This is a genomic window from Streptomyces sp. NPDC060000 (assembly GCF_042737375.1).
Taxonomy (GTDB): Bacteria; Actinomycetota; Actinomycetes; order Streptomycetales; family Streptomycetaceae; genus Streptomyces.
This window is the reverse complement of the sequence record NZ_JBHWUU010000001.1, coordinates 402533-428040: the sequence shown is the minus strand read 5'-3', so window position 1 is coordinate 428040 and position 25508 is coordinate 402533. Positions and strand designations below refer to the sequence as shown.

The following is a 25508-nucleotide window of genomic DNA, read 5'->3' as shown; positions in this document are numbered from 1 at the left end:
CCGCCCTGGTGCGCGTCGCGGGGCCCTGCCGCCGGCGCGCGCACCGGCGGGGCGGCGTTGCGCCCTGCCCACGGCCGCGGGCGTAACCCGCCCCTCGGTTACCGCCCGCGTCCGCCCTCGACCCGGGCCCGCCGGTGCGGCGGCGGGCCCGGGTTGGGTCCTCCCGTCCGTGTCCCGCCCGGCCCGTCCGGGCGGGCATCGACGGTTCCCCCTGCCCGTTCCCCCGCCCCGCGGCGGCGGCCCGGCGACCGCGGGGGTGCTCCGCCCACCGCGGCACGATCCCAGGAGACACATATGCAGAGCACTGAGCAGTCCCGTCCCGTCGCCCTGGTGACCGGCGGTTCGCGCGGCATCGGCCGGGCCGTGGTCCTCCGTCTGGTGCGGGACGGCTTCGACGTGGCGTTCTGTCACCGCTCCGGCGGCGAGGACGCCCGGACACTGGAGAAGGAGGCGTCGGAACTCGGTGGCCGCGCCGTCGGTTCCCGGGCCGATGTCGTCGAACAGGAAGCCGTGCAGGAGTGGGTGGCGCGGACCGAGCGGGAACTGGGCCCGTTGCAGGCGGTCGTGACGTCGGCGGGCATCGTCCGGGACGGTCCCCTGGCCACCATGGACGACGCCGCCTGGCGCGACGTCGTGGACGTCAACCTCACCGGCACCTACAACGTGTGCCGCGCGGCCGTCTTCCCCATGATGAAGCGCAGGTCGGGCTGCGTGGTCAACGTCTCCTCGGTGTCCGGGGTGCTCGGCAACGCCACCCAGACCAACTACGCGGCCACCAAGGCGGGGATCATCGGGTTCAGCCGGTCCCTGGCGAAGGAACTGGGCAGGTTCGGCATCCGGGTCAACGCGATCGCGCCGGGCTTCATCGACACCGAGATGCTCGGCGGACTGTCCGAGAAGACCCGACGCGACCTGTTGGCCTCGATCTCGCTGGCCCGGTTCGGAACGGCGGACGAGGTCGCCGACGGTGTCTCCTACCTCGTGAACGCGTCCTACGTGACCGGGTCCGTGCTGCGGGTGGACGGCGGCGTCATCGGCTGACCGCGGCCCGGCCGGCTCTACGCGCCGCCCTGCGGGACGTCCGGCACGGCGTGCGGCCGGACGTCCGGCGGGGCGTCCGGCGCGGCGTGGGGCGGGCGGGCTCCGGCCGATGTCACCTGCGGGAACCGGACGTGCGCCGTCAGACCCCGCCCGCCGGGGCCGTTCTCCAGGGTGAGTTCACCGCCATGGGAGGCGACCAGCATGTGGGCGATGGAGAGCCCGACCCCCCAGCCCTCGTTCCCACCCATGCCGTAGCGCGCGGTCCTGTCGGCGGACCAGCCCTGTCGTACGGCCAGCTCCCGCTCCCGCGCGCTCATGCCCGGGCCCTCGTCCGTGACCCGTATGTGCACCTGGCCGTCGGTCACCGTGGTGCGCACGATGACCGCCCCACGGGGCCGGGACATCCTGACTGCGTTGTCGAGAAAGATGTCCATCACCCGCTCCAGGGTGCCGCTTCGGGTGAGGACGGTCGCCCGGCCGCCCGTGTGCGGCGTGCCGAGCATCAGATCGCGTTCGGCTGCGGCGTCGGCCCAGGCGGCGACCCGCTCCCGGACGACCGCGGCGGCGTCGACCTCCACGGGCGGGCTGGCGGTGGCAGTCGACGCGGCGCGCAACTCCGTTACCGTGGCGCACAGTTGCTCCAGGTCGGTGGTGATCATCCGGTGCACGTCGCCGCTCTTCGGCGGCAGGTGGACGGCCAGCCGCTCCAGACGCATACCGAGCAGGTGGAGCGTGGTGCGCTGCTGGTGCGCGATGTCCGACAGCAGCATGCGGTACCGCTGGTCGACGGCCTGGGCGGTGGAGGCGATCCGGTTGACGGACTCCACCAGTTCACGGGTCTGCGGTGGCCCGGTGTGTTCGGCCAGCAGTTCCACCGGTTCGCCGCGTTCCAGCTGGCGTACGGTCCTGGTGACCGCGTGCAGTGAGCCGAGCAGCCGCACGCACCAGTAGCGGTAGGCGGCACCCAGGAACGCCAAGGCGAGACCCGCCGCAGCAGCGAGCAGGGGCAGGAGCATCGACGTGTGCCTCTCCATGCGGTGGGGGGCGCTGTGGCCGGGCGAGGACGGACGCGAACCGGCGACGACGGCGGCTCGCGGCGACTGCGGCGGCCGGCCCGGGGCGGCCGTGTGGATGCCGTCGCGGACCGGCGCCCGCGTGAGCGGGCGATACTCAGAGGACGAATCGGAAGCCGACTCCGCGCACGGTCTGGATCAGTTCCGGCGCTCCGAGCTTGCGGCGCAGGCTGACCATGTGGACGCCCAGAGTGCGGGTGTCCCCCACACTGGGGTGCCCCCAGACATGGCGCATGATCGCTTCCCTGTCGAAGACCTTGCCCGGCTCCCCGGTGAGCAGGACGAGCAGGTCGAACTCCTTCCGGGTGAAGGCGATCTCCCTGCCGTCCACGAACGTGCGGCGCTGCCTGAGGTCGATGGTGAGCGGGCCGACGACGCGGGCTCCGCCACCGCCCAGCCGTGCCCAGCCGCCGACGGCACGCCGGACCACCGCCTCGATACGGGCGATGAGTTCGCGCAGGCCGCACGGCTTCACGACATAGTCGTCCGCCCCCATCCGCAGGCCGAGAACACGGTCGAACTCGTCGTCGCGTCCGCTGACCATGATGATGGGGACGTCCGAGGCCGCGCGGATGGTACGACAGACGTCCATGCCGTTGCCGTCCGGCAGTCCGACGTCCAGCAGAATCGCGTCCACCTCCGCGTACCGCTCCAGGGCCGTCTGGCAGGTGTGCGCCATCTCTGTCTCGAATCCGTGGTCGCTGAGACCGCTTCTGAGAGCGTCGGCGATGTCAGCTTGGTCCTCGACGATCAGAACGCGCATGGAAACCTCCGCTGGCTACGTCGTTGATCGTGGTGCGAAAGACTCCAGGGCGGCGGCCCGGCTGACGAAGCTCACCGCTACGCGATAACTATAGTGTACGACCCTGGATGGCAGAAAGGTGATCCTCTCCACGCCGAGGGGCTTCGCCGCCGACCGCGAGGTCGGTGCGGAGGACGGACCGCCGCTAGGCCGGAAGCCCCTCGGTCACGGGAACGGGCCGTGGGGCGGGCTCTGCCACCGGACGACACTCAGTGGTGGGGTGAGCGCATCACCTGCTCGATCGAGTCCGGGCGCGGCGCGTGTGGCCGACGGCCGAGGGCCCGCGCTCCGGTCACGGGGCCACCAGGGCGGCCAGGGCGATCCCGATGATCAGCGAGTGCACGTGTCTCATTCCTTCGAGGGCGTGGGCGTGGGCGAGGGGGCGGGTCGCGCAGGCGGCGCCGGCCGTCCCGGCGAACTGACGGCGGATGGGCAGCAGATGGGCGATCAGCGTCAACAGCCCTGTACACACGAGATGGTGATCGTCCATCGGGTCGTGTGCGGTGGGAGGCGTTCCGGGCGCTCGCCACGCCCCGGGCCGAAGTGGACCGGGAGCCGACGACGGTGCGAGGGCCGGCGGTACGGGCGGCCCGCCGTTCGGTGGTGCGCCACCGGCTCTCGCCCACGCCCACGCCCACGGCGTCCTGTACCGGCTCCTCGGCGAGGATCAGGCCGCGGCCGACCACTACGCGCTGGCCGAACACGTCGCCCTCGCCGGGAACTCGCCGCACCGCGTCACCGAGGCACGACGGGCGGGCGCACGACTGGCCCCGGAGCGGAAGCGACGCACCCTGGCGAACCGCTGGTCCGCCGCGACGTTCACTGCCCGGTGAGCGGGAGCGTGAGGACTCCTCTGTCGTGTCCGACGATCAGGTCGGGACCCGCACTGGCCAGGCAGGTGACCGACACGTCCAGGGCAATGTGCCGCACCGTGCCGGTCCCCGGTTCCCACATCCGCAGGCCGCGCCCGAGTCTGCTGCCGGTGACCAGGACGGTGCGCCCGTCATGGAGCGTGGTGGCAGTCATCGCCGGAAGGCCGGCGGTGCCGGTCGAGGTGGGCAGACCGTCGCCGACCGGGGCACCGGTCGCAAGATCCCACAGCATGACCACGCCCCGGTCGTCTCCGGTGGCCAGCAGGGTCCGGTCGTGCGTCGGCACAGCCGCCACAGCTGCCACCCGGTGGTCGGCAGCGCCGAGCGCACGTTCGCTGAGCTGCACCGCCGCGCCCCGCTCCCAGGGGTCGTCGACGGCCGGATCCCACACCTGGACGCCGCCCTGTGGGTCCGAGGCCGCGATCAGCGTGTGGCCGGCGGAGATCGGGACGGCGGCGATCGAACGGATCGGACGGCCATAGGGGTTGAGGCGGCCGACGGACTCCCCCGTCGCCGGATCCCGCAACCGGACCGCGCCTCGGGAGGTCGCGGTGACGAGCAGGGTCCGGCCGTCGGGGACGGTCGCGGCACACATCCCGGTCACCCCGCCGAGCCAGTTGCCGACGGGTTCGCGGACGGGCTGCCCGGTGAAGGGGTCCCACAGGGCGATCGTCCCGGTCTCGCCTCCGGTCGCCACAAGGATGCGGCCGTCGGGCAGGGGCAGGGCCGTCATCGAGCGGATCCGGTCAGGGTGTCCGGGCAACGGGTCATGGACGAGCCGGCCGTCGGCGGGCTCCCAGAGGCACACCACCCCTTTGTCCCCGGCGACGCCGACGCCCGCGCCGGCTATCAGCGTCGGCCGACCGGGCCGGGACACGACCGTCAGTGAGTCGACGCCCCCGGTGAAACCGGGCGCGGAATCGGCGAACACCGATACGTGGCCCCAGGGTGTGCCGTCGGCGGCGAGCAACGCGTTCCCGTCCCGCCGGAGCCGGGTCGTGGCGTCGCTCGTCCGGCCGGTCACGGCCGGCTGCATCGTGGCAGCCGGCCCATCGGTGGCAGTCCACGCCCGCGGGCGATGGTTCTGGGGGTGCGCACCGTCCGGGTTCTCCGCAAGGCCGTCGGCGATCGTCCAGGTCTGCTCGCAGCTCCAGCAGCGGAAGTATCCGGTGAGCAGCATCAGTTTGCGGGCCCACTCCCTCCCGGCCCACGTCGGGTCGCCCTTGGCCGCGACCATGCCGGCGACCAGGCACAGGACGGCCTGCCCCGGCGTTTCGGGCGGTACTCCCGCCGCGGCGACTTCGCGGGCCACCCGCAGGAAGGACTCCCAGCCCTCCCCCAGTGCCCCGTCCCGCACTGCCGCGGCTACCTCGCCCCAGGGGTTTTCCCCCTGACGGACGGGGGCGGGACCGGGCAGTGCCGGAGCCTCGAAGGGGGGACGCACCGGGTCCACGAAGAAGCCCGGGATCTCGGTGTCGGCACCGCACCCGCGACACACCAGTAGGAGGTCACCGTCCTGGGGCTCGAGAGACCACAGTGCTGTGGCGGTGTGGTGACCGGCGAAGGCGACACAGGACAGCGCGAGGAATGCGCAGACCTTCGCGGGAATGCGGGCGATCTCGACGGTGCCGACGGTAAGGAGGCTTCGCACACCCGCCTGCTCGGCCAGACGGAGTGCGGCGCTGAATCCCGCCTGGAGATCGGCCGGTACGGGGGGCCTGTCCTCCGCGGTCACGATGAAGCCCATGTCCACCCAGAAGTCCACGGACTGCCCCGGCGGCAGGGCCGCTGCCGCCTCGACGAGATGCGGCAAGGCCGCATACGCTCCGTCGGAGACGGTTCCGTCGTCGATCAGGCCCTCGGTCAGGTACGTCCAGGCCTGTCTCCACTCATCGCCGGTCCCGGCGGCAGCCGTGCAGGCCATTTCCTCGAGGAGTGCCTTCACCTCCTCGGCTGTCACACCGTCGAGGTCACGCCAACGAGGGCTGTGCAGAGGCAGTTTCGGAATCATCGGAAGAGTCTCGCAATCGGTGCCGACCAGTTCGCCATCCGGTCGACGACAACTGCCACCGAACGGGGCCCGATCCGCTCCAGGACCAGCAGGACAGTGGCCCGGTCGGCGAGGACCACGGCCGTTCGACCCGTCCTTGCCGGGCCAACAGGAGAGTCACGCAGGGGACCTGGCGTCGCGGCACCGGGCCCAGGTCGGTCTCGTCGGTGACGCGCTCGATCAAGGCACGACCGAACGCGGTCAGCCGACCCGCTCAGTGGCGGCATCGTGCGGTGCCCGCGTCACCGGGCGCTCCCTCTGCCACACAGGCACTGGCAGATCCTCAGCACGGCTCCCGCGTCCACGACGGGTCGCGGCCGAGCAGGGCGAGCAACCGGTCGCTCTGCGGGGCGTCGTCGGGGACGGCGATCCGTCGGCGGAACGCGGCACCGGCCCCGCGGCCCTCGTCCGGGACCAGGGCGGCCACCCGCAGCGCGGCGGCGGTGAGTTCGGCGGCGGGCTCCCACGGGGCGCCGATCGTCATCGCGACGTCCCAGGCATGCACCACGTAGTCGAGCAGATGGAATCCGATCGCTGTCCGTCCGGGGACGGCGAAGCCCTCCCCCACCTCCGGCAGCGCGAACCGCCGCTCCAGCACTTCGTCTTCCGCGAACGCCGCGGTCACCTCGCCCACCGACATGTCGTACGCTCCGGCCGGGTCGTCACCGAGGTCTCCGTCGCGCCACACGGCCCATGGCTCACCCGCGCCGCGGGCGGAGGCGGCGAACCCCTCGTTCTGGCAGACCAGATGGCGAAGCAGGCCGTACAGCGTCCAGTCCGCGCACGGCGTCGCCCATCCCAACTGATCGCTCTTCACCCGGGAGACCAGCTCCCCGGTCAGCAACAGCGCCTGGTGGTCCAGTCGTCGTATGTCCATGCCCGGAGCCTAAAATCCCGCAGCGGTTCAGCTCCAGAACCAATAAGCTGCCAAACGATTGAGCCAATTCCGAGACCGAAAGCCAGGAACCGGAAGCGAAAGCCGAGAACCGGGAACCTGAGCAGGGAACCTGAGCCGAAAAGAGAGAACGGCCGAGACGGAAAGCGGACAGCCGGGATGGACTTGCATGTCAGGCTCGACGGGCAGCGCGACCTGTCCGGCCAGATCTACCGCCAGTTGCGCGCCGCGATCCACGACGGGCTGCTGCGGCCCGGTGATCCACTTCCCCCGACCCGGGAGTTGAGCCGCCGTCTCGCGGTGGCCCGCAACACCGTCGGCGTCGCCTATGAACGGCTCGTCGCCGAAGGCTACGCGGACAGCAGGGTCGGCTCCGGCACCTATGTGCGGACGGCGGGCCTGCCCGCGCCCGAGGCCGCGACCACCGCCGAACCCACCGGCCCGGGACTGCGTCCGCGCGCCCTGTGGGCGGGCTTGTCCCCCTGGGCGGCCCCGGAGACCACGGGTCCGACCACGGCGGCCCACGACTTCCGGGTCGGCCTGCCGGACGCCCGGCTCTTCCCGTACGACACCTGGCGTCCCCTGATCGCCCGGGAACTGCGCCACTCGGCGGCCGGGACGTCCGGATACGGCGATCCGGCCGGTCACGCCGGGCTGCGGGCCGCACTGGCCCGGCACGTCGGGCTCTCCCGCGGGGTGCGGACCGGCCCGGACGACATACTCGTGACCACCGGCACGCAGCAGGCCCTGGACCTCATCGGGCGGGTGCTGCTCGAACCGGGCGACCGGGTCGCCGTCGAAGAGCCCGGCTACCCACCGGCCCGGCTGGCGTTCCTGGCACAGGGTGCCAAGGTCACGGGCGTACCCGTGGACGCCGAGGGCCTGCTGGTGGACGCCGTCCCGCCGGACACCCGCGCCGTGTACGTCACCCCCGCCCACCAGTTCCCGCTCGGCATGCCGATGTCCCTGCGGCGCAGAACGGCGCTGCTGCGATGGGCGCGGCGGCACGGCGCGGCGGTGATCGAGGACGACTACGACAGCGAGTTCCGGTTCGGCGGGCGGCCGGTCGAGACGTTGCAGAGCCTGGACCGGGACGGCCACGTGATCTATGTGGGGTCGTTCTCCAAGGTGATGCTGCCGTCCCTGCGCGTCGGCTTCCTGGCGGCGCCCGCCCCGCTGCGCACGGCACTGCGCACCGCCAAGTACACCGCGGACTGGCACACGGCGGTCCCCACGCAGGCGGCGCTCGCCCGCTTCGTAGACGACGGGCTGCTCGCCCGGCACATCCGCCGGATGCAGCACACCTACGCGACCCGGCACCAGGCCGTCACCCGCGCGCTCACCGACCGCTTCGCGGACCTGGCCGAGCTGGTGCCGTCGGCCGCGGGCCTGCATGTGACCGCATACACCCGAGGCCACCTCGCCGACCCCGACACCCTCGCGGAACGGGCCCGCCGCGCCCGCGCGTCCGGCGTGGCCGTCTACACCCTGGCGAAGGTCGCGGCGCACCGCTCCGCGCGCCCGGGCCTCGTCTTCGGCTACGGCTCGATCGGCGCCCCGGACATCGAGCCGGGCCTGCACCGCGTACTCGGCCCGCCCGAGGACGGGCAGGACGCGCACGGCCGGTGACGGTCCGAGGCTCGGGCTCGGGCTGTCACGAAAGCCACGTCGGAGACGAAAACCCGATGGCCCCGCGGCCACATGCACCGCCTTTTACGGGCAAGGCGATCAGGGGAAGGGAGGCTCGTATGACGCAACGCTCCGATTCAGATGCCGCATGGTCGTGGGCCAGGCCGGGCAACCGGTGGGGGCCGTGGTTCTACTGGCCGATGCTCTGCGTGAGCACGGTCCTCCTGGTGTGGCGAGTCATTGACGGCGACAGCCCGGCCCGCATCCTGATCGCGGTCGGCCTGGTCGTCATGTGGGTCTGCCTGCTCACCGCCAACCGGACCGCACGACGAACCAGGGCCGGGACCTCGTAACCGCGCCGAGCCGCGCCAGGTCGTATCCGCGAAGTCACGGAGCCGGAGTCCCAGGCAGGCGATGATGACGAGGGCCTGGTGGTGCCGTGCGCGTTTGCCGTGGCAGCTGGCGAGGGCTTTGTCGTGCTCAAGGCGGTTGTAGCAGCGTTCGATCACGTCGCGGCGCCGGTAGAGCGCCGGTAGGAGGTCGGGGCGAGCCGGCACACGCTCCCGCCTCGCCGGATGCCGCCGCCGATCTGCACGCTTTCGCCGACTCCGGGGGCTCCGACGACTCCGCTGACTCCGGGGGCTCCGACGGCTCCGGGACTCCGGGGACTCCGGGAGCTCCGGAGGCTCCGGGAGCTCCGGAGGCTCCGGGGGCTCCGGAGGCTCCGGAGGACGATCAGGCGTAGTGGTCGCGCGTCGCGGTAGTACGCGGTAGCAGGTGACGCCGTCCGGCGGCAGCGCTGGGCTGGGGCCGTCGGCGGCCAGGCGTCCGGCGGCCGGAGCTTTGGCCGGATGCTCGATCATTCCCCTGTCCCTTGGGTGGGCCCTCCTGCTCCTCCCTCGGCCCCTCGACGCGGAGCGGTCATTCGTTCTTTGTCATGGTCCTGTGCGCCTCGTGGCGTACGTCGGCGTTCTCGTGCCCGCGCAGCAGACGCAGCAGCGACCGCCATTCCTCGGGCCAGCCGAGCGCGCCGCCCGTTCCCTTCACGAGGCCGACCGCCAGCAGGCCCGTCGCGGTGGTGCCGTCGCGGGCGAACCGCTCGGCCGCGGTCAGCAGGGCCTCGGCGCGTCGCGGCACAGCGCGATACGCCGAGGACGTCCGCAACCGGTTCGACGTGTGTACCGCGACGGTCGCCCCGCCGCCCTCGAGAGCGTCCGCGAGGTCCCGCAGTCGTTCGAGCAGCGCGGCCGGCTCCACGGCGTGATCGACCAACTGGCCCAGCAGGTCGGCGCGTTCGGCCACCAGCAGGGGCTCCGACGCCAGCTGTTCCGCGACCGCTTCGAGCAACTCGGGCCGCGCTCCGTCGACGTAGCCGAACGACGTCAGGTTCCGCAGCCGCTGCAGCGCCGGCAGGTCCCGGCCCTCCAGCGCGTCACAGCCCCCCTCCGTCGTGTGCATCGCGGTCAGCAACTCGGCCACCGCGCCGTGGAACATGCTGCCCGGCGCTGCACCGCCCACGGGGTGCGGCAGGTCGGAGACGGCCAGATCGCGCAGCACCCACCCCGCGAACTGCCAGTGCGTACGCTCACCGAGGTCGCAGACGCTACGAGAGATACGGACGGCCAGTTCGGGTGAGTAGCGGCACCACACACCCATGGCGCGCAGCAGGGCGTAGCCGCCCCCGAAACCCTCCGTGAGGGCGAGGGACGTGTCGTATGCCGCGACGACCACCGCGGCGTAGGCGCGGCGGTGCGTCTCGGCCAACTCCCAGGGGGTGGCGGCCAGGAGGGCTTCGTGTACGGGCCGGGCGTCGTCGTGTGCGACGTCGTCGAGCAGGTGCCAGGCCTCCGGCTCGCCGAGCAGCGGCGGCAGTGCGCGGACGACGGCGGCCCGCACGTCCGGGTGGCGGTCGGGAGCGTGGAAGGTGCTCGCCAGCAGGGACACCGCCCGTCGGGGCGGCAGGAAGCGCGCGGCGAGCCGTACGGCCTCCTTGCGGGAGGTCACCTTCGCGGGCCGCTGCCCGGTGAGCAACGCGCCCAGGGCGTGGGCGAGTTCGGACGGAGCGGTGAAACGGGCGGCGCGGGACGCCGCGTACACGGCGACCCGGGCCCGGTCGCTGCCCGCCTGCTCCAGCAGCGTCGCCAGGGTGTCGTGGGGCCGGTCGGTCCAGGGCAGCGCGCCGAGCGCCGCCTCGGCGACGACCACCTCCGTGTCGTCCTTGTGCGCGAGGGCCAGAGCCCGCCCGAACTCGGGCACCGGGGCCGCGGCCCGGATCAGGGCGGCCCGGTCGTCGAGCGGAAGAGAATCGTCCGCGACCGCCTCTGCGGCCAACCGGAGAGCCGTCCGCTGCTGGCGGGGCAGCCAGCGGTCGCTGTCGTCGAGGTCCGGCAGCGGGCGCCGGGCCCCGTCCACCAAGAAGCGGCCGTGCGGCAATGACGTGTCGAGCAGGATGTCCAGCAGATCCGTGCGCCGCCGGGTCAGCACCCGCCGTACGGGCGCGAGGACGACCGACGACGGTTCGAGCGCGACGATCCTGGCGACCCGTTCGTCGCGGGTCGCCGGTGCGGCCAGCCACAGTTGGGCCGCCGCGCGGAACGTCTCGTCGTCGCCGCGTTCCAGGGCCGTGACCAGCCTCTCCTGCAGCTCGGGCAGCCGCCGGGCACGCGGTCCCAGCGCGGCGGCCAGGCCCAGCAGCAGCCGGAAGTCGGCCCGCCCGGCCCCGGCGTCGAGCCAGGGGCGCAGAGCCTCGAACACCTGGTGTTCCTGGCCCCGCCGCAGGACGCGGTGCAGCGGGCCGAAGTCGGGTACCCCGACGCGGCTCGTGATGCGCTCCAGGGTGCGCAGCGCCCACTGCCGCAGGTCCGTCGTCTCGTTGGTGGCGTGCTCGACGAGCAGGCGGACGGCGAGTGCGCGCAGCGCCGTCAGGGTGTCGGCAGAACTGTCCCGTGCTTCCAGCGCGTCGGCGGTGATCGCGTCCAGCAGCGGGGCGTCGGCGGAGCCGAAGAGGCGCGGGTGCGTCTCGGCGAGAGCTCCGAGCGCCTCGGCGCGCACCGGGTCCCGCTCGTTGCGCAGACGGCGGCCCGCCGTGGTCAGCAGCTCGGTGATCGCCTCCCGGCTGCCGTCCCGGGCGGCGCAGGCCACGAACAGCGGCCAGGCGGCGGCCCGGTCGTCGGCGTCGGGCCGCCCGATCGCGGCGAGCAGCGCGGGACGCGCCTCGTCGATCGGGCCGTGGGCGAGGGTGTCCAGGTCGTCCCACCAGTCGGTGCCGTCGAACTCGGCCGCCGCCCGCCGGACTTCCGCCCAGCGGCGCTCGCGCGGCAGCAGGCCGAGGACGCTCAGCGCCGGGTCCGAGCGAGTCCCTCCGCCGGCGACCGCGTCCACGAACGCGGGGCGCCGGCCGGGCGCGATGGCCTTCACCAGTGCGGTGAAGTGGCCGCCGCGGTTCAGCCAGTGACGGCCCAGCGCGGTCAGCGACGCGGGTTCGGCCCGCACGAGCCTGTGCAGCGCTCCGGCCGGAGGTATCGGCTCGTGGCGCTGTTCCCGGCGATCGGGGGAGGTGATCCAGCGGATCACGCGTTCGGCGTCGGCGGCAACGAGGGGGCCGAGTCCGTTGTTCAGTGCGGGCGGCAGACTGCCGGGGCCGTGCCGCTCCAGCAGGGTCAGCACCCGCTCGGGGCGCAGTGGCGCGAGTGCCGCGACCGTGGTGGCGTTGAGGCGCCACCAGTCATCCCGCTGCTGTCCCCCGGCCCGGTCGGCCAGGGTCTGCTCGGCGTGGTCGAGGACCGGGTCGGGGTGCCGGCACGCGAGCCTCGTCCAGCCTTCGACGGCGTGTGCCAGCCCTGGCAACTCCCGCGCCACGAAGGCGGAAGAGCAGGCCGGCAGCAGCCGCGCGGCCTCGGCGTCGCCCCACTCCGCGCGCAGTCGCGCCACCAGCCGCTCGGCGAGTGCGGTTCGGCCTCCCGCGGCGAGCAGACGGGCCAGCCGCTGCCGCAGCACGGCCGGTGCGTCGTCGTAGGCCGCCTCCACCGCCCGGTCGGGTACGGGCAGGTCACGTGCGGCGCGTCGCGCGTACCCGGCGACGACCGGGTCCGGGTCTGCCAGCCGCTCCGCGAGGAACCCCGCGTCCCGTCCGACGAGGGCCGCCAACGCCGCGAGCCGCCGCTCGTACGGCCCCCGCCCGTCCAACTCGGTCAGGAGCGGGGCGAGCGTCCCGTCATCCGCGAGCCTGCGTGCGGTCCGCGCCGTCAGGGTCAGGCGTGCGGGGAAGGGCAGCGGTTCGAGGGCGGAGAGCAGTCGCTCCGCGTTGGTCGGCATCCGCCGATTGTGCCCGGCAAGATCCGTTCGGGCGATCGAATAAGAATCGCGGTTCGGCTCCACCTCGAAGCCAGTGCACAAGCTCCACCTCGATGCCGCTGCACAAGCTCCGGATCGGCTTCGCCGATGCGCAGGGCGTCATGTTCGCGCTGGGAAAGCCCGGCGTCGCCGGTCCCGCCGAGGGTGGCACGGCCCGCGAGGCTCTGGTCGAGCCCGAAGTCCAGGACGGCGTCCTGCCCGAGCTGAGCGCCGGCCTCGCACTCACCACCGTCGAGCGACCCGAATCCGCTGTCTGGCCTATCCCGCCGGGCAGCGCCCACCCAACCCCACCACGCTGAACGGGGTCACCGCCGTGGCCGTGACCGTCTCCCTGTCCCTGCTGCTCTCCATGACCGTCGCCACCCTCAGGAAGCACGGCACGGTCACCCCGCCCCCGCCCCTCCCCCGCCCCCACCTGCCCCGCGCACGGTTCATCCTCCCCTCCACCGGTCTCGCCCCGCCGTCACCCGCCTCATGGGCGTCCTGGCGGACCTGATCGCCACCGTCCCACCGGAGCTCCTCATGCCCGCCTCCCCCCGCCCCGCCACAGCGCCGCCGCAGCCCGCCGCACGCGTCACCCCCGCGCCGGCCGTGACGCTCGGGCTGGAGGCCCGGCTCGCCGCCGTCGACGCCGCCATGACCCTCCGCCTCGAAGAGGCCGCCGTCGCCCACGAAGTACGCACCGCACACCTGGCCGTCGACCCCATCGGCCTCGCCGACGTCATCACCGTCCCGCTCACCCCCACCCCAGAGCCACCCGCCCCGGCCACCTACCGCACCCCCGCTGCCGCACTCCTGGAGCGCGCCCACCACCGCATGCAGGCGGCCGGATGGTGCGCGGGCACCCTCGCCGACGATGACGGCGCCGTCTGCCTCATCGGTGCGCTCCGGGCAGAGGCCGACGGCGACCAGGACCTCGTTGTCGACGCTTCAGCGATCCTGCTGGAGGCGATCCAGCGGAAGTTCCATGACGAATCCGTGCCCGCCTTCAACGACCGGCAGCACTCAGGCGCCGTTCCGGCACGGATGCTGCTCGAAGCGGCCGGCCTCGCCGATGCCCGCGGGCGGTAGATCGGCCGCCGGGCGGGTCACCGCGGTGTTCGACGCCGAGGAATGGCCATGGGCCCAGCCACCTGGCCCACGCGCTGCCCCCGTAGCCTCCGCACATGACTGGTGATCCATGCGAGTGCCGTTGTGTCCTTTGCCACGACTACGGTGATCGTGACGAAGCGGACCGGATGGACCTGACGATCATCGACAATGTACGGCGACACGGCTGGCACGTTGTCATGGTTCCCGAGGACGAAGTCGGCCCGGGCTTCGCCTACACGATTGGCTTGTCGCACACCCACGGTGCACCTGAGCTGGCCATGTTCGGGCTCGATGTACATGCCATGCACCGCATGCTCAACACACTCGGAGACATGGCCGCCTCCGGCGTCGTGCTGGGCGCCGGCCAAACGCATCAAGGCGTTGTCGATGGGCACCAAGTCATGCTCAAAGACGTCGACATGCGGTGGTACCGGATCTTCTTCGGGCGGGCCATCGGGTTCTACCGGCGACCTCCCTTCCCTGTGGCGCAGGTTGCGTGGCCTGTCTCGGAAGGCCGCTTCCACTGGGAAGAGCAGGCGCATCGGCGGCACCGGGAGTCGCAGCCTCAACTGTGGCTGCCGCCGAACGAGCACCCCGCCGGCATCTGGACCACCGAACTCTGACACTGGACGACGTCAAACGGTTGCGCCTGGGGCCGGCGTTCGGTTCGCTCCGGTTGTCGCGCGCGGGCATTCGATGGGTGGTCGCCGGTGTCGGGGTCCGCTGACTGTGTCCAGGTCCCGGCTGGTCGAGGACCGTCCCCGCGTACCGGACCGGCACCGTGCGGGCGGAAGGGATGGTCGCAGCCTGTTCCGTATCCTGGCGGCATGCGCACGCGTCCCACTCTGAGCTGGATTCCCACCGAGGACCTGCCGCCGGCCACCACGGATCTGGAGCCGGTCGCCGATGCACTGAGCACGGGCGGTGTGCTGGTGCTCAGCGGGGCGGGCATCTCCACGGAGTCGGGCATCCCCGACTACCGGGGCGAGGGCGGGAGCCTGAGCCGGCACACTCCGATGACCTACCAGGACTTCACCGCCGACGCCCGGGCCCGGCGCCGGTACTGGGCGCGCAGCCACCTCGGGTGGCGCACCTTCGGCCGCGCCCGCCCCAACGCCGGGCACCGGGCCGTGGCCGCGTTCGCGCGGCACGGCCTGCTCTCCGGAGTCATCACCCAGAACGTCGACGGTCTGCACCAGGCCGCCGGGAGCGAGGACGTCGTGGAACTCCACGGAGGCCTCGACCGCGTCGTGTGTCTCTCCTGCGGCGCTCCCAGTCCGCGCCGTGAGCTCGCCCGGCGGCTGGAGGAGGCCAACGTGGGCTTCGAGCCGGTGGCCGCCGGGATCAACCCGGACGGAGACGCCGACCTCACGGACGAACAGGTGGGGGACTTCCGTGTGGTGCCCTGCGCGCAGTGCGGCGGCATCCTCAAACCGGACGTGGTGTTCTTCGGCGAGACCGTTCCGCCGCGGCGGGTCGAGCGCTGCCGCACACTGGTCCGCGAGGCGGCCTCGCTGCTGGTCCTCGGCTCCTCACTGACGGTGATGTCCGGGCTCCGGTTCGTCCGTCAGGCGGCCCAGGACGGGAAGCCGGTGCTGATCGTCAACCGGGACCCGACCCGCGGCGACCGGCACGCAGTCACCCGCGTCGCGCTCCCGCTGGGAACAGCCCTCACCACCTTGGCCGACGCGCTGGGCGTCCCGACCGACGACGAGACGGCGGCCCGGGGGACGCGGTGACAGCGGCGGGGCGTCAGCGGAGTTCCCCGCCCGAGTCCTTCGGGGTCGGTGGAGAGGCGCATCCACCACACCCGTTCCGTCTGCCGGCGACCTAAGAGACGCCTTCTCCTTCGGGCCGCCCCTCGAGCTTCCGCAGCAGCCCGAGCAGCGCCTCCCGCTCCGTCTCCGTCAGGCCCTCGAAACACTCCGCGAGCACCGCCTCCGCCACCTCGTGGCCCGCCTTCAGCACCCGCTGCCCGTCGGGAGCGAGGTGGTGCTCGATACGCCGGCCTCGCCCGGGGCGCCGCTCCACCAGTCCCTGCGCCGTCAGCCGTCCGGCGAGCGTGCCGAACGCCTGCTCGCTCTGGAAGGTCGCCGCCGCGAGTTCGCGCGCGCTGGCGCCCGGCGCGCGGCCGATCGCCCGTAGCGCGTCCCACTGCGCGAGCGTGCTGCCGACCGACGCGAGGCGGCTGTCGAGCGCTCGGTGCTGGCGATACTGGGCGGCCTTCACGGCCCTTCCGAGGATCTGCAGTTCAACGGCCATGTTCGTCAGACTAACACCCTGACTAAGCTTGCTTATATAAACATCTTTAGTTAGTGTTCCGGTCATGACTACGGAACTGACACTCACCGAATCCGGCCCCGCCGACGGCCGCCCCGTCCTCGTCCTGCACGGCGGTGGCGGTCCGCTCACCGTGACCCCGATCGCCGAGCACTTCGCCGCGACCGCCCACACCCTGCTGCCCACCCATCCGGGTTGGAACGGCGCCCACCGGCCCGAGGATCTCACCCGCGTGGCCGACCTCGCGGCCGCCTATCTCCGCCTCCTCCGCGACCGCCAGCTGTCCGACGTCCTGGTCGTCGGCTCCTCGCTGGGCGGCTGGATCGCCGCCGAACTGGCCGCGGCCGACACGGAAGGCCTGATCAGCGGGATCGTTCTGATGGACGCGGTCGGCATCGAGGTCGACGGCGAACCGATCCGGGACTTCTTCGCCCTGGACGCGCGGGGCCTCGCCGAGTACGCCTACCACGACTCCGAGCGCTTCTACATGGACCCGGCGACCTTCCCCGCCGAGCGCCTCGCCGCCATCCAGGCCAACATGGCGAGCCTGCGCGTCTTCTCCGGCGGCCCCGCCATGAGCGACCCCACCCTCCGCCCCCGCCTCGCGGACATCACCGTCCCGGCCCTCGTCCTGTGGGGCGAGAGCGACCGCATCGCGACCCCCGCCTACGGCAAGGAGTACGCCGCGTCGTTCGGGAACGCCCGCTTCGAAGTGGTCGCGCAAGCAGGCCACTTGCCCCACCTCGAGCAGCCGTCACGCACCTTCGCCCTGCTCGACGCCTTCGCCGCGGAGACCGCGCGCCGCTGAAGGTCGCGGACACGTACCGCGGTTTCAGTGGTCGGTCCTCCGGATGCGGTCGGCGCAGTGCCCGTAGCCGCACGACGACGGGAGGGCCGCTGCCCGGAGAGCCTGATCCGGCAAGTGATGGCAGACAGGGAGTTCCCTGACGTGGCTACTGTTCCGTGTCGACCGGGCCGTCCGGCCGGCACCGGCGCGGGCGTCCTCCGCGGTGCCGGCGGCCGCCGGCTCCTGCGCCGGTACGACGCCGTCGGCCATCAGCCGCGCGGCCGACGAACGCCATGCGGGGACGCCTCGCCGCGTGCTCCAGGTTCAGCGGTCGTGCGCCCGGCCCGGCCGCCGTCGCCGCACGCGCTCTGAACCGCCGTCGCCGTGGAATAGTGGACGGTACGGGGATCGCCCATCCGTGAACGGCCGGTCGGAGGCCGGAAGGGAGGCGGGTCCGGTGTCCGTACGTGCCCTCGACACGACGACCGTGACAGCCCTGGTCGAGGACTCGGCCGCGGCTCCCTCCATGCACAACGCGCAACCGTGGAGATTCCGATTCCTGCGCGCCGACAGCACCTTCGAGGTGTACTCGGATCCCGAGCGCGCCATGCCGCGGGCCGACCCCGCCACGCGCGGACTTCACCTGGGTTGCGCCGCCGCCTTGTTCAACCTGCGCGTCGCGGCCGCTCACGCGGGCTGGGCGGCGGCCACCGGGTTGCTGCCCGACCCCACCGACCCGCGCCTGCTCGCGGTGGTACGGCTGACCAGCCCGGCGCTCACCGGTAACGACACCGAGGAGGACCTCGCCCCGTTGTATCCGGCGATCCGCCACCGTCGGACCAGCCGTCACCCGTTCACCGACGAGGCGATCCCCCGGGCGATCAAGGATGCTCTGTGTGCCGCAGCCCTTCTGGAAGGGGCGCGGCTGCTCTTCCCCGACGCATGGCATATACACACACTGCTGGACCTGGTGCACGACGCCGAGGGACGCGACGCCATGGACGCCGCCGCGTCCGAGGAGCTGGGGCGTTGGACCCGGGCAGGGGCAGGGGCAGGAGCGGCGGGAACCGCGAGCGACGGGATACCGGAGTACGCGTTCGGCCCTCGCAAGCGCTACGGCAGGGCGCCCGTGCGCGACTTCGCCGGTCGGCACCCCGTTCCCGGGCGCGAGGCCGCCGCGTTCGAGAACGCACCCCAGCTCGCGCTACTGGGGACCGTGGGCGACCGGCCGAGGGACTGGCTGCTGGCGGGCCAGGCGATGGAACGCGTGCTGCTCCAGGCCACCCTCGACGGACTCGCCACCTCGCTCACGTCCCAGGTTCTCGAATGGCCGGAACTCCGCTGGACCGTGCGCGACCCGCAGTCGGCGATGGGATTCATTCAGATGGTGCTGCGGCTCGGATACGGCCCCTCAGGCCCGGGCACACCACGCCGGCCCGTGCAGGAGGTGCTCGACATCGAGTGACCCTCAGGGGTGGCCCCCGCTCGCCCGTGGTGGCCGGGTTCAGCCATGGGGGACGACGGCGACCGGGCAGCGCCCGTGGTGGATGGCGGCGTGAGCAACGTGACCCAGGTGGGGTGCCACGCCGTGCCGGGGTGCATGCCGGCCGACCACGAGCAGGGTGGCGCCCTCGGCAGCCTGCACGACGGCCTTGGCGGGACTCGCGAGACGGACAGTGTCGGCAACGTCCACCTGCGGGTACTTCTCGCGCCAGGGGCGCAGCGCCTTGCTCAGCTCGTTGCCCGCGTCCCGCGTCATCTCCTCGGTGACGGCGTGGTCCACGCCCCAGGGCACGCGCGCGTGGAGCGGCACGCGGCGGCCGTGCACCGCCAGGAGCGGAACCCTCCTGGCCTCGGCGGTATGGAAGGCGAAGTCGAGCAGTTCGTCGCTGGATCCGTGGAGATGCAGAGCCACCACCACACGGCCCGCGGACGCCGGCTGTACCGCCTCGCGGGTTCCGGCACGGACCAGGACCACCGGCCGCTCCGCCCGGGCCACGACCGCGAGGCTGACCTCTCCCAGGAAGTAGCTCTCCACGGATTCCAGCCCCCGGGAACCGAGCACGAGCAGCTCGGATTCCGACGCCGCCTGGAGCAGGGTGTTCCGGGCGTCGTCGGCCACCAGACTCCCGACGACGGTCAGACCCGGGTGGCGGGCTTGCAGTTCCGCCCGCGCCGTGTGGACGAAACGCTTCGCCCAGTAATTCTGATCGACCTCGGTGGAGGCGTGGGCGGGTTCCGGCGCCAGCAGGGGCCACGCGTGCAGCAGGCGCAGCGTGAGCCGGCGCTTCTCGGCCTCGTCGGCGGCCCAGTGGGCGGCGGCAAGACTCTCGGGTGAACCGTTGAGACCCACGGTGACGAGTGGTTCCATGGCGGCGGCCTCCGTCTCGTACGAAGCTGGATACGACGGTGGATGACGGTGAACGAGTCCGATGGCGGGCGCGCTCCGGGCGTCGCCGACATGCCGAGCGCGGTGTTCCTCTCCTTCGAGGAGTACCCCAATCCACTCACCGGCGCATGTGGAGCCATGAAAGAGGAAGTCGGGCCGGAAACCTGCCCCGAGGGACTTTCGGCCCATGCCCCCGAGCCCACCATCGTTCGACGGTGGGAACAGGTGGTGGGGGACGACCGGCGAGTTGCTGGAGGCCTACTCATGAGCGCACAGGATTCACCGTACGCATCCGGTCCGCCGTCGGGGCGCGGCGATGAGGCGCGCAAGGGCCGCCGGTGACGAGCGGGAGGCACCACCGCCCGGGCCGACCGCAGGCCCTGCGGGGTGCGGTGCCCGCCTCGTGCGGCCGGCCTTCGAGCGTGGCACGTTGGATACAGCACCACTCTGAGGAAGGGCGGCGTCATGAGAGCTCACCTCGGCGATCAACTCGTCATCGCGAACACGACGACCGCCAGTACCAGGCGTGACGGCGAGATCGTCGGACTCCGTCACGAGGACGGCACTCCGCCCTATGACGTGCGCTGGTCGGACACGGACGAGGTGACGCTCGTGTTCCCCGGGCCCGACGCACACATCCGCCATCTCGAACATCCAGAACATCCCGAATATCCCCGACATCCAAGTGACCCCGGACAGGGGCGGGCCGGGAGCGCCCGCTCCCCTTCCGACCGCGTGCCGGCCGAAGCGGAGGCGGTGCAGCACGACACGCCCCACCCGGCCGACATCGGCCGACGCGTGGCCGTCGAACGCCGGAGGCGGCAGCTCAGCCGCGAGGAGACGGCCCGCCGCGCCCGTATGTCCCCCGGCTACCTGGCGTACCTGGAGGAACGGCCTGCCGACCCGAGTATGTCGACCCTGATCAGACTGGCCGACGCCCTCGGCACCACGGTCACCACGCTGCGCGGCGGGGGATTGGATCTGCCCCCCGGCCTGGGGCAGGCGCTGGTCCATCCCGAGCTGCGGGACATCGGCCCGGACGAATGCCGCACCCTGCTCGCCACGCACGGCGTCGGGCGCGTCGCGGTGTCGGCGTCCGACGGCCACCCGGCGGTCGTTCCGGTCAACTACGACGTCATCGATGACGCGATCGTCTTCCGCACCGCGCCGGACTCCACGCCCGCGGCGGCTGTCGGTACCGAGGTCGCCTTCGAGGTCGACCACATGGACGAGGCACTGAGCCAGGGCTGGAGCGTCCTCGCCGTCGGCCCCGCGAGCGCCGTGACCGAGCCGGACGCCGTGCGCGGGCTCAGTGAACGCGCCCACACCCCGCCGTGGGCCGGCGGTGAACGCGAGATGTGGGTGTCGATCCGGCCCACGCAGCTCACGGGCCGACGCATCACTCCGGCCGACGGGTGAGCGGCCGCGAGCCGGGGCCGCCGTGCGGGCCCCGCCGGCCGGTCGCGCTCACCGTCGCGCACACTCGGCACCGAACGGTCGGTTCCGTCTCCTCCACCAGCCAACTCCACCGCCGGTCGGGGCACATGAGCCGAGAGGCCGGCCGGCGCGCTCCGCCCCGGGAGGGAGAACGGCAGCTGATCACCCGTCGCCGGCGGGGATCCGTACGGTGAAGGTGGTCGAGCCCGGGCCGCTGTCGAGGGTGACGCTGCCGCCGTGGGCCTCCGCCACCGCCGCCACGATCGACAGGCCGAGGCCGGTGCCGGCGCCGCTCTCCACGCCCTCCGTGCGGCGGCGGTCCCCGTGAGCGAAGCGCTCGAAAACCCTGGGCTGGACGTCCGCGGCGACGCCCGGACCGTCGTCGTGGACCTTGAGCACCGCCGTGCCGTCCGCGCTCTCCAGCGAGATGGTGATCGTGCTGCCGACGGGGGTGTGCAGGCGGGCGTTGGCCAGCAGGTTCGCCAGTACCTGGTGGAGCCGGTGGGCGTCGCCCGGCACCGTGACGGGCTCCTCGGACAGCTCCAGCGTCCAGCGGTGTCCGGGGCCCGCGGCCTGCGCGTCCGTCACGGCGTCCAGGACCAGGCGGGTCAGGTCGACGGGCAGACGTTCCAGGGGGCGGCCCGCGTCGAGGCGGGCCAGGAGCAGCAGGTCGTCGACCATCTCGCCCATGCGGGCCGCTTCGGCCTCGATGCGTTCCAGGGCCCGCACCACCTTGTGCGGAACCGGGCCGGGATGCAGCAGCGCCAGTTCCGCGTGGCCACGGATCGACGCCACCGGCGTACGCAGTTCGTGGCTGGCGTCGGCGGCGAAACTGCGCAGCCGCTCCTCGCTCGCGTGCCGTTTGGTCAGCGCGTCCTGGACATGACCGAGCATCGTGTTGAAGGCGCCGGCGACCCGTCCGACCTCACTGCGCGGGTCGGCCTCGGGCGCGCGCGGCCAGAGCTCCACCTCGCCGCTGGACAGCGGCAGCCGGCTGACCTTGGTCGCGGTCGCGGCCACCCTGCTCAGCGGTCGCAGCGACCAGCGCACCCACAGCGCTCCGGCGAAGCCCGCTACGGCGAGCGCGGCGCCGAAGACGACCGCGGCGACCAGTTCGAGCCGGTGGACGGTGGCCTCGACGGGCTCCGTGGGCAGCCCGGTGATCAGGACGTCACCGTCCCGGCCCCGGACCGCCACCACGCGGTAGTCGTCCAGCGCGGAGAGGTGGAGGGTGTGCCCCCTGCCGTCGGCCGGGACCGCGGCGAGGGTTCTCCTGTCCCCGGCCCCGAGCGGAACGTTCTGGGCGCCGACGCCCGTACTGGAGCCCACCACCGCTGCGTTGGTGACCGTGTCGCCGACCAGCCTGGCGCCGAAGGTCCCGACGGTCTGACGGCGGGTGTCACCGTCGCCGTCCTCGTCGCCGACGGGGGTCTCCCCGGTCGAGTCGTTTCGAGACCGGGGGAGGTCCGAGGGCCGGGTCCCGCCGTGCTCGAGGCTCGCCGGGAACCGTACGCCCGTCTCGCGCAGCTGCTGGTCGAGGCGGCCGGTGAGGAAGCCGTTCAGCTCCACCACCGCCGCCACCCCGACGGCCGCGCAGCTGACCGCGAGCAGCACGACGAGACCGGCGGTGAGCCGTGCCCGCAGGGTGTGCGGCCGGGGCAGACGCGCCGGCGACCACCTCTCTCCGCTCCGGAGCGGATCACGCGCGAGCCTTTGCCTCAGCGTCCTCACCGGACCACCGGCTTGAGCACGTATCCGGCGCCCCGCACCGTGTGGATCATGGGCGGGCGGCCCGCGTCCACCTTCTTGCGCAGGTAGGAGATGTACAGCTCGACGACGTGGGCCTGCCCGCCGAAGTCGTAGGACCACACCCGGTCGAGGATCTGTGCCTTGCTGAGGACGCGGCGCGGGTTGCGCATGAGCAGGCGCAGCAGTTCGAACTCGGTCGGGGACAGTTCGACGAGTTCGCCGCCCCGGGTGACCTCGCGGGCCTCCTCGTCCATGACCAGGTCGCCGACGGTCAGCCGCGGCCCGTCCTCCAGCTGGCGGGCCATGCCGGCCCGGCGCAGCAGTCCGCGCAGGCGGGCGACGACCTCCTCCAGGCTGAACGGTTTCGTCACGTAGTCGTCGCCGCCCGCCGTGATGCCCGCGATGCGGTCCTCGACCGCGTCCCGTGCGGTCAGGAACAGCACACACACGTCGGGGCGCACGGTACGCAGCGTGCGCAGCACGGCGAAGCCGTCGGTGTCCGGGAGCATGACGTCGAGGACGATGGCGTCGGGCAGCAGCTCGCGTGCCTCGGTGACCGCCGAGACACCGTCGCCCGCGGTGCGTACCTCCCAGCCCTCGTAGCGCAGCGCGCCGGAGAGGACCTCGGCGAGGTCGGGGTCGTCGTCGACGACGAGGACCCGGAGCGGGGCGCCGTCGGTCCGGGTCAGCACGGGGCGGGCGGAGCCGCGGGGGCGGGAAGTGTTCATCTCAGGTACCAGGATGCGGTCTCGCCGCGTTCTGAACCGTCTTCTCGACCTCTGAGTTCACTCTGAGTCCGCTGTGCGCCGATCGGGTCCGATCACCCGGGCGGCCCCTCCCACCTGCGGCGGAGCCGCGTCGGCCACCGCTGCGCTCAGAGCCCGCTCAGAGGTTGGGTCGGCACAGTTGTCCTTCCGGACGGCCGAGGGGGCGTGCGGACAGCCGAAGGGACACACGGATGACGACGGTGCACTCACAACCCAGGGTCGCCCCCGCGCCTCCCGCGCCAGGGCGTTCCCCCGTGGGCCCCGTGCTGGCCGTCCTGTGGGCCGGCGCGGCTGCCGTGGTGGCCCTGTGGTGGTACGACACGGGGTCGGTCGTCGGCGCCGCGGGCTGGCTGACGGGGGCCGGGCGGATCGCGGGGCTGCTGGGCGGGTACGCCTGTGCCGTCCTCGTCGGCCTGATGGCCCGCGTCCCGCTCCTCGAGCGGCGGATCGGGACGGACCGGGTGACGCGCTGGCACGCGATGGCGGGCCGTTACACGATCTGTCTGCTGGTGGCGCACGTCGTGCTGATACTCCTCGGGTACGCCGCCCAGGACGGCTCCTCGCTCGTGCACGAGACGCTCACGGTGGTCCTGGACTACCCGGAGATGCTCAAGGCCACCGCCGGGACGGTCATCCTGTTCACGGTCGGGATCGTCTCGGCCCGCGCGGTGCGCCGCCGGGTCAGCCACGAGTTCTGGTACTACGTGCACCTGCTCACGTACGCGGCGGTCTTCCTCACCTTCGGCCACCAGCTCGCCCTGGGGTCCGACTTCGTGGGCAGCGGCCCGGCTCAGGCCGCCTGGTACACGCTGTACCTGGGCGTCGCGGCCCTGGTGGTGTGGTTCCGGATCCTCAGCCCGGTACGGCTGAACCTGCGGCACCGGCTGCGGGTGGACTCCGTGCACCGGGAGGCGCCGGGCGTGTACTCCGTCGTCGTCCGCGGCCGGCGCCTGGACGAGATGGGCGCGCTGCCGGGGCAGTTCCTGCGCTGGCGGTTCCTCGCCGAGGGCATGCGCTGGACCTCCACGCCGTACTCCCTGTCGGCGCCGCCGCGCCCGGACCTGCTGCGCATCACCGTCAAGGCGCTCGGCGACCACAGCGCCGCCGTGCCGCTGCTGCGCCAGGGCACCCGCGTCTGGGCGGAGGGACCGTACGGGGCCCTGACCGCGGACCGGCAGAGCGCGCACAAGTCCCTGCTGATCGCGGGCGGCGTGGGCGTCACCCCGCTGCGGGCCCTGTTCGAGACGCTGCCCGGAGACGTCACGCTCCTCTACCGCGCCCGCTCGGCGGAGGACCTCGCCCTGGGCGGCGAGCTGGAGACGGTCGCGCGGTGGCGCGGGGCGAAGGTGCTCTACGCGCTCAACGGTCCGCAGGGCCGGCGCCCCGATCTCACGGCCCGGTCCCTGCGGGAGGCCGTGCCCGACCTGGCCGTCCACGACGTGTACCTGTGCGGCCCGCACGCGTTCGCGCAGGACCTGTACGAGGCGCTGCGCGCCGCCGGGGTCCCGGACAGCCGTATCCACCACGAGTCCTTCGAGCTGTGAGGCCGTCTTGCACACGTTGAAGAAGAGCCGTCCGCTGCGTCGTATCGTGCTGGCGAGCGCCGCGACCGTCTCCGGGATGGTGCTGCTGCTGTCGCTGAAACCGCACACGGCACCGGCCGTCGCCGGGTTGGCGTCCTCCCCCGCGCCGGCCGCCAGTTCCAGCTCGTCGAGCGGGACGGGCGGGTCCAGCGGTTCGAGCGGGTCGACGACCACGGGGACCCAGATCCTCACCGGGGACTCCGTGCAGACCCGCTGGGGCCCCGTCCAGGTCCGCGCCACGCTGAAGAACGGAAAGCTCACCGATGTCACGGCGGTCGCCTACCCCCAGGAGAACCCGAGGGACCAGCAGATCAACGCGTATGCCATCCCGCAGCTGACCAGGGAGGCGCTCACGGCCCAGAGCGCCGACATCGACACGGTCTCCGGCGCCACGTACACCAGCGACGGCTACCGTCAGTCGCTCCAGTCGGCGCTGGACTCCGCGAGCGGCTGACGCCTCCCCGGTGCCTACGGGTTCCGCGCCGGCACCCGCCACACCGGCGCGGTGCCGCCGCCCTCGGGACTCCCCGGTTCCAGCCGGCCGCCCAGCTGTTCGGCGCGCTCCGCCATGTTGCGCAGCCCGCTGCGGCGGCCGTCGGCGGGGATGCCCACCCCGTTGTCCTTGGCAGACAGAACAGGCCGCAGGACGGCGCCCGGGCCGGTCCGAGGACTCGCTGCTGCTGTCCTGGACAGTCGTCGAACGCCGTAC

The 25508-nt window shown here is 72.8% G+C and carries 26 protein-coding genes and 1 pseudogene; 15 read left to right on the top strand and 12 right to left on the bottom strand.

Annotation, left to right across the window (positions count from 1 at the left end; all coding sequences use genetic code 11):
* Positions 1-294: 294 nt before the first annotated feature.
* On the top strand, positions 295-1041 hold the full coding sequence (fabG, locus tag ACFWBB_RS01865; RefSeq protein ID WP_385265540.1) for a 3-oxoacyl-ACP reductase FabG: 747 nt from the start codon (positions 295-297) through the stop codon (positions 1039-1041).
* A gap of 17 nt (positions 1042-1058) precedes the next feature.
* On the opposite strand, the gene ACFWBB_RS01860 is transcribed toward fabG, so the two are convergent.
* The 3 genes from ACFWBB_RS01860 to ACFWBB_RS01850 form a co-directional block, all read right to left on the bottom strand.
* Positions 1059-2057, bottom strand: a complete 999-nt coding sequence (locus tag ACFWBB_RS01860; RefSeq protein ID WP_385265537.1) for a sensor histidine kinase — start codon at positions 2055-2057, stop codon at positions 1059-1061.
* Positions 2058-2211: 154 nt separating this feature from the next.
* Positions 2212-2877 (bottom strand): response regulator transcription factor, encoded by a 666-nt coding sequence (locus tag ACFWBB_RS01855; RefSeq protein ID WP_385265534.1) that lies wholly within the window; start codon positions 2875-2877, stop codon positions 2212-2214.
* Positions 2878-3208: 331 nt separating this feature from the next.
* A complete protein-coding gene (locus ACFWBB_RS01850) occupies positions 3209-3406 on the bottom strand; it encodes a hypothetical protein (protein WP_385265532.1) in 198 nt (65 codons plus the stop codon).
* 13 nt (positions 3407-3419) lie between these two features.
* Between ACFWBB_RS01850 and ACFWBB_RS01845 the strand changes: the two genes are divergently transcribed.
* A complete protein-coding gene (locus tag ACFWBB_RS01845) occupies positions 3420-3749 on the top strand; it encodes a hypothetical protein (protein ID WP_385265530.1) in 330 nt (109 codons plus the stop codon).
* On the opposite strand, the gene ACFWBB_RS01840 is transcribed toward ACFWBB_RS01845, so the two are convergent.
* Both ACFWBB_RS01840 and ACFWBB_RS01835 read right to left on the bottom strand, forming a co-directional pair.
* On the bottom strand, positions 3736-5748 hold the full coding sequence (locus ACFWBB_RS01840; protein WP_385265528.1) for a WD40 repeat domain-containing protein: 2013 nt from the start codon (positions 5746-5748) through the stop codon (positions 3736-3738). The genes ACFWBB_RS01845 and ACFWBB_RS01840 overlap by 14 nt on opposite strands.
* 373 nt (positions 5749-6121) lie before the next feature.
* The gene (locus ACFWBB_RS01835) at positions 6122-6715 is read right to left on the bottom strand and encodes a TIGR03086 family metal-binding protein (RefSeq protein ID WP_385265526.1); all 594 of its coding nucleotides are present in this window, start codon (positions 6713-6715) and stop codon (positions 6122-6124) included.
* Between the two features lie 177 nt (positions 6716-6892).
* On the opposite strand from ACFWBB_RS01835, the gene ACFWBB_RS01830 reads away from it, so the two are divergent.
* Positions 6893-8362, top strand: a complete 1470-nt coding sequence (locus ACFWBB_RS01830; RefSeq protein WP_385265524.1) for a PLP-dependent aminotransferase family protein — start codon at positions 6893-6895, stop codon at positions 8360-8362.
* Between the two features lie 209 nt (positions 8363-8571).
* The gene (locus ACFWBB_RS01825; protein ID WP_385265571.1) at positions 8572-8715 is read left to right on the top strand and encodes a hypothetical protein; all 144 of its coding nucleotides are present in this window, start codon (positions 8572-8574) and stop codon (positions 8713-8715) included.
* A gap of 39 nt (positions 8716-8754) precedes the next feature.
* Here the strand turns inward: ACFWBB_RS01825 and ACFWBB_RS01820 are convergent.
* Positions 8755-8954: pseudogene (locus tag ACFWBB_RS01820) on the bottom strand (IS5/IS1182 family transposase); the annotation flags it as partial.
* Positions 8955-9283: 329 nt separating this feature from the next.
* Positions 9284-12676, bottom strand: a complete 3393-nt coding sequence (locus tag ACFWBB_RS01815; protein ID WP_385265522.1) for a hypothetical protein — start codon at positions 12674-12676, stop codon at positions 9284-9286.
* A 92-nt stretch (positions 12677-12768) separates the two neighbouring features.
* Here ACFWBB_RS01815 and ACFWBB_RS01810 point away from each other — a divergent pair, with 92 nt between their 5' ends.
* From ACFWBB_RS01810 to ACFWBB_RS01790, 5 genes are all read left to right on the top strand, one after another.
* Positions 12769-13014 carry a hypothetical protein gene (locus ACFWBB_RS01810; protein ID WP_385265520.1) on the top strand — a complete coding sequence of 82 codons (246 nt, stop codon included), beginning with the start codon at positions 12769-12771 and terminating at the stop codon, positions 13012-13014.
* 20 nt (positions 13015-13034) lie between these two features.
* Entirely contained in the window at positions 13035-13211 is a 177-nt protein-coding gene (locus ACFWBB_RS01805) for a hypothetical protein (protein ID WP_385265518.1), read from the top strand.
* On the top strand, positions 13190-13786 hold the full coding sequence (locus ACFWBB_RS01800; RefSeq protein ID WP_385265516.1) for a hypothetical protein: 597 nt from the start codon (positions 13190-13192) through the stop codon (positions 13784-13786). The genes ACFWBB_RS01805 and ACFWBB_RS01800 overlap by 22 nt, the downstream gene beginning before the upstream one ends.
* Positions 13787-13953: 167 nt before the next feature.
* Positions 13954-14430: a DUF4262 domain-containing protein gene (locus tag ACFWBB_RS01795; protein WP_385265514.1), complete on the top strand. Its 477-nt coding sequence runs from the start codon at positions 13954-13956 to the stop codon at positions 14428-14430.
* A gap of 204 nt (positions 14431-14634) precedes the next feature.
* The gene (locus ACFWBB_RS01790; RefSeq protein ID WP_385265511.1) at positions 14635-15546 is read left to right on the top strand and encodes an NAD-dependent protein deacetylase; all 912 of its coding nucleotides are present in this window, start codon (positions 14635-14637) and stop codon (positions 15544-15546) included.
* A gap of 91 nt (positions 15547-15637) precedes the next feature.
* On the opposite strand, the gene ACFWBB_RS01785 is transcribed toward ACFWBB_RS01790, so the two are convergent.
* The gene (locus ACFWBB_RS01785; RefSeq protein WP_385265509.1) at positions 15638-16069 is read right to left on the bottom strand and encodes a MarR family winged helix-turn-helix transcriptional regulator; all 432 of its coding nucleotides are present in this window, start codon (positions 16067-16069) and stop codon (positions 15638-15640) included.
* Positions 16070-16133: 64 nt separating this feature from the next.
* On the opposite strand from ACFWBB_RS01785, the gene ACFWBB_RS01780 reads away from it, so the two are divergent.
* Together ACFWBB_RS01780 and ACFWBB_RS01775 are read left to right on the top strand one after the other, a co-directional pair.
* Positions 16134-16895, top strand: a complete 762-nt coding sequence (locus ACFWBB_RS01780; RefSeq protein ID WP_385265507.1) for an alpha/beta fold hydrolase — start codon at positions 16134-16136, stop codon at positions 16893-16895.
* 436 nt (positions 16896-17331) lie between these two features.
* Positions 17332-18339, top strand: a complete 1008-nt coding sequence (locus ACFWBB_RS01775) for an Acg family FMN-binding oxidoreductase (protein ID WP_385265505.1) — start codon at positions 17332-17334, stop codon at positions 18337-18339.
* A gap of 39 nt (positions 18340-18378) precedes the next feature.
* Here the strand turns inward: ACFWBB_RS01775 and ACFWBB_RS01770 are convergent, their stop codons facing one another.
* Entirely contained in the window at positions 18379-19245 is an 867-nt protein-coding gene (locus ACFWBB_RS01770) for a universal stress protein (RefSeq protein WP_385265503.1), read from the bottom strand.
* Positions 19246-19287: 42 nt separating this feature from the next.
* Between ACFWBB_RS01770 and ACFWBB_RS01765 the strand changes: the two genes are divergently transcribed.
* Together ACFWBB_RS01765 and ACFWBB_RS01760 are read left to right on the top strand one after the other, a co-directional pair.
* On the top strand, positions 19288-19605 hold the full coding sequence (locus ACFWBB_RS01765) for a hypothetical protein (RefSeq protein WP_385265500.1): 318 nt from the start codon (positions 19288-19290) through the stop codon (positions 19603-19605).
* Positions 19606-19728: 123 nt separating this feature from the next.
* Complete coding sequence (locus ACFWBB_RS01760; protein ID WP_385265498.1) at positions 19729-20682, top strand: pyridoxamine 5'-phosphate oxidase family protein; 954 nt, start codon at positions 19729-19731, stop codon at positions 20680-20682.
* Positions 20683-20862: 180 nt separating this feature from the next.
* Here ACFWBB_RS01760 and ACFWBB_RS01755 read toward each other — a convergent pair whose 3' ends face one another.
* Both ACFWBB_RS01755 and ACFWBB_RS01750 read right to left on the bottom strand, forming a co-directional pair.
* Positions 20863-22422: a sensor histidine kinase gene (locus ACFWBB_RS01755; RefSeq protein WP_385265568.1), complete on the bottom strand. Its 1560-nt coding sequence runs from the start codon at positions 22420-22422 to the stop codon at positions 20863-20865.
* 5 nt (positions 22423-22427) lie between these two features.
* Entirely contained in the window at positions 22428-23177 is a 750-nt protein-coding gene (locus ACFWBB_RS01750) for a response regulator transcription factor (protein WP_385265496.1), read from the bottom strand.
* Positions 23178-23407: 230 nt separating this feature from the next.
* Here ACFWBB_RS01750 and ACFWBB_RS01745 point away from each other — a divergent pair, with 230 nt between their 5' ends.
* Positions 23408-24760: a ferric reductase-like transmembrane domain-containing protein gene (locus ACFWBB_RS01745; protein WP_385265494.1), complete on the top strand. Its 1353-nt coding sequence runs from the start codon at positions 23408-23410 to the stop codon at positions 24758-24760.
* A gap of 7 nt (positions 24761-24767) precedes the next feature.
* Positions 24768-25253 carry an FMN-binding protein gene (locus ACFWBB_RS01740; RefSeq protein WP_385265491.1) on the top strand — a complete coding sequence of 162 codons (486 nt, stop codon included), beginning with the start codon at positions 24768-24770 and terminating at the stop codon, positions 25251-25253.
* 14 nt (positions 25254-25267) lie between these two features.
* Here the strand turns inward: ACFWBB_RS01740 and ACFWBB_RS01735 are convergent, their stop codons facing one another.
* Positions 25268-25411, bottom strand: a complete 144-nt coding sequence (locus ACFWBB_RS01735) for a hypothetical protein (RefSeq protein ID WP_385265489.1) — start codon at positions 25409-25411, stop codon at positions 25268-25270.
* Between the last annotated feature and the right edge of the window lie 97 nt (positions 25412-25508).

Bases quoted from the DNA above. Each gene is read 5' to 3' on its own strand.
- fabG (WP_385265540.1), top strand. From the start codon at position 295: ATGCAGAGCACTGAGCAGTCCCGTCCCGTCGCCCTGGTGACCGGCGGT.
- ACFWBB_RS01860 (WP_385265537.1), bottom strand. From the start codon at position 2,057: ATGCTCCTGCCCCTGCTCGCTGCTGCGGCGGGTCTCGCCTTGGCGTTC.
- ACFWBB_RS01855 (WP_385265534.1), bottom strand. From the start codon at position 2,877: ATGCGCGTTCTGATCGTCGAGGACCAAGCTGACATCGCCGACGCTCTC.
- ACFWBB_RS01850 (WP_385265532.1), bottom strand. From the start codon at position 3,406: ATGGACGATCACCATCTCGTGTGTACAGGGCTGTTGACGCTGATCGCC.
- ACFWBB_RS01835 (WP_385265526.1), bottom strand. From the start codon at position 6,715: ATGGACATACGACGACTGGACCACCAGGCGCTGTTGCTGACCGGGGAG.
- ACFWBB_RS01830 (WP_385265524.1), top strand. From the start codon at position 6,893: ATGGACTTGCATGTCAGGCTCGACGGGCAGCGCGACCTGTCCGGCCAG.
- ACFWBB_RS01815 (WP_385265522.1), bottom strand. From the start codon at position 12,676: ATGCCGACCAACGCGGAGCGACTGCTCTCCGCCCTCGAACCGCTGCCC.
- ACFWBB_RS01810 (WP_385265520.1), top strand. From the start codon at position 12,769: ATGCCGCTGCACAAGCTCCGGATCGGCTTCGCCGATGCGCAGGGCGTC.
- ACFWBB_RS01800 (WP_385265516.1), top strand. From the start codon at position 13,190: ATGGGCGTCCTGGCGGACCTGATCGCCACCGTCCCACCGGAGCTCCTC.
- ACFWBB_RS01795 (WP_385265514.1), top strand. From the start codon at position 13,954: ATGGACCTGACGATCATCGACAATGTACGGCGACACGGCTGGCACGTT.
- ACFWBB_RS01790 (WP_385265511.1), top strand. From the start codon at position 14,635: ATGCGCACGCGTCCCACTCTGAGCTGGATTCCCACCGAGGACCTGCCG.
- ACFWBB_RS01785 (WP_385265509.1), bottom strand. From the start codon at position 16,069: ATGGCCGTTGAACTGCAGATCCTCGGAAGGGCCGTGAAGGCCGCCCAG.
- ACFWBB_RS01780 (WP_385265507.1), top strand. From the start codon at position 16,134: ATGACTACGGAACTGACACTCACCGAATCCGGCCCCGCCGACGGCCGC.
- ACFWBB_RS01770 (WP_385265503.1), bottom strand. From the start codon at position 19,245: ATGGAACCACTCGTCACCGTGGGTCTCAACGGTTCACCCGAGAGTCTT.
- ACFWBB_RS01765 (WP_385265500.1), top strand. From the start codon at position 19,288: ATGACGGTGAACGAGTCCGATGGCGGGCGCGCTCCGGGCGTCGCCGAC.
- ACFWBB_RS01760 (WP_385265498.1), top strand. From the start codon at position 19,729: ATGAGAGCTCACCTCGGCGATCAACTCGTCATCGCGAACACGACGACC.
- ACFWBB_RS01750 (WP_385265496.1), bottom strand. From the start codon at position 23,177: ATGAACACTTCCCGCCCCCGCGGCTCCGCCCGCCCCGTGCTGACCCGG.
- ACFWBB_RS01745 (WP_385265494.1), top strand. From the start codon at position 23,408: ATGACGACGGTGCACTCACAACCCAGGGTCGCCCCCGCGCCTCCCGCG.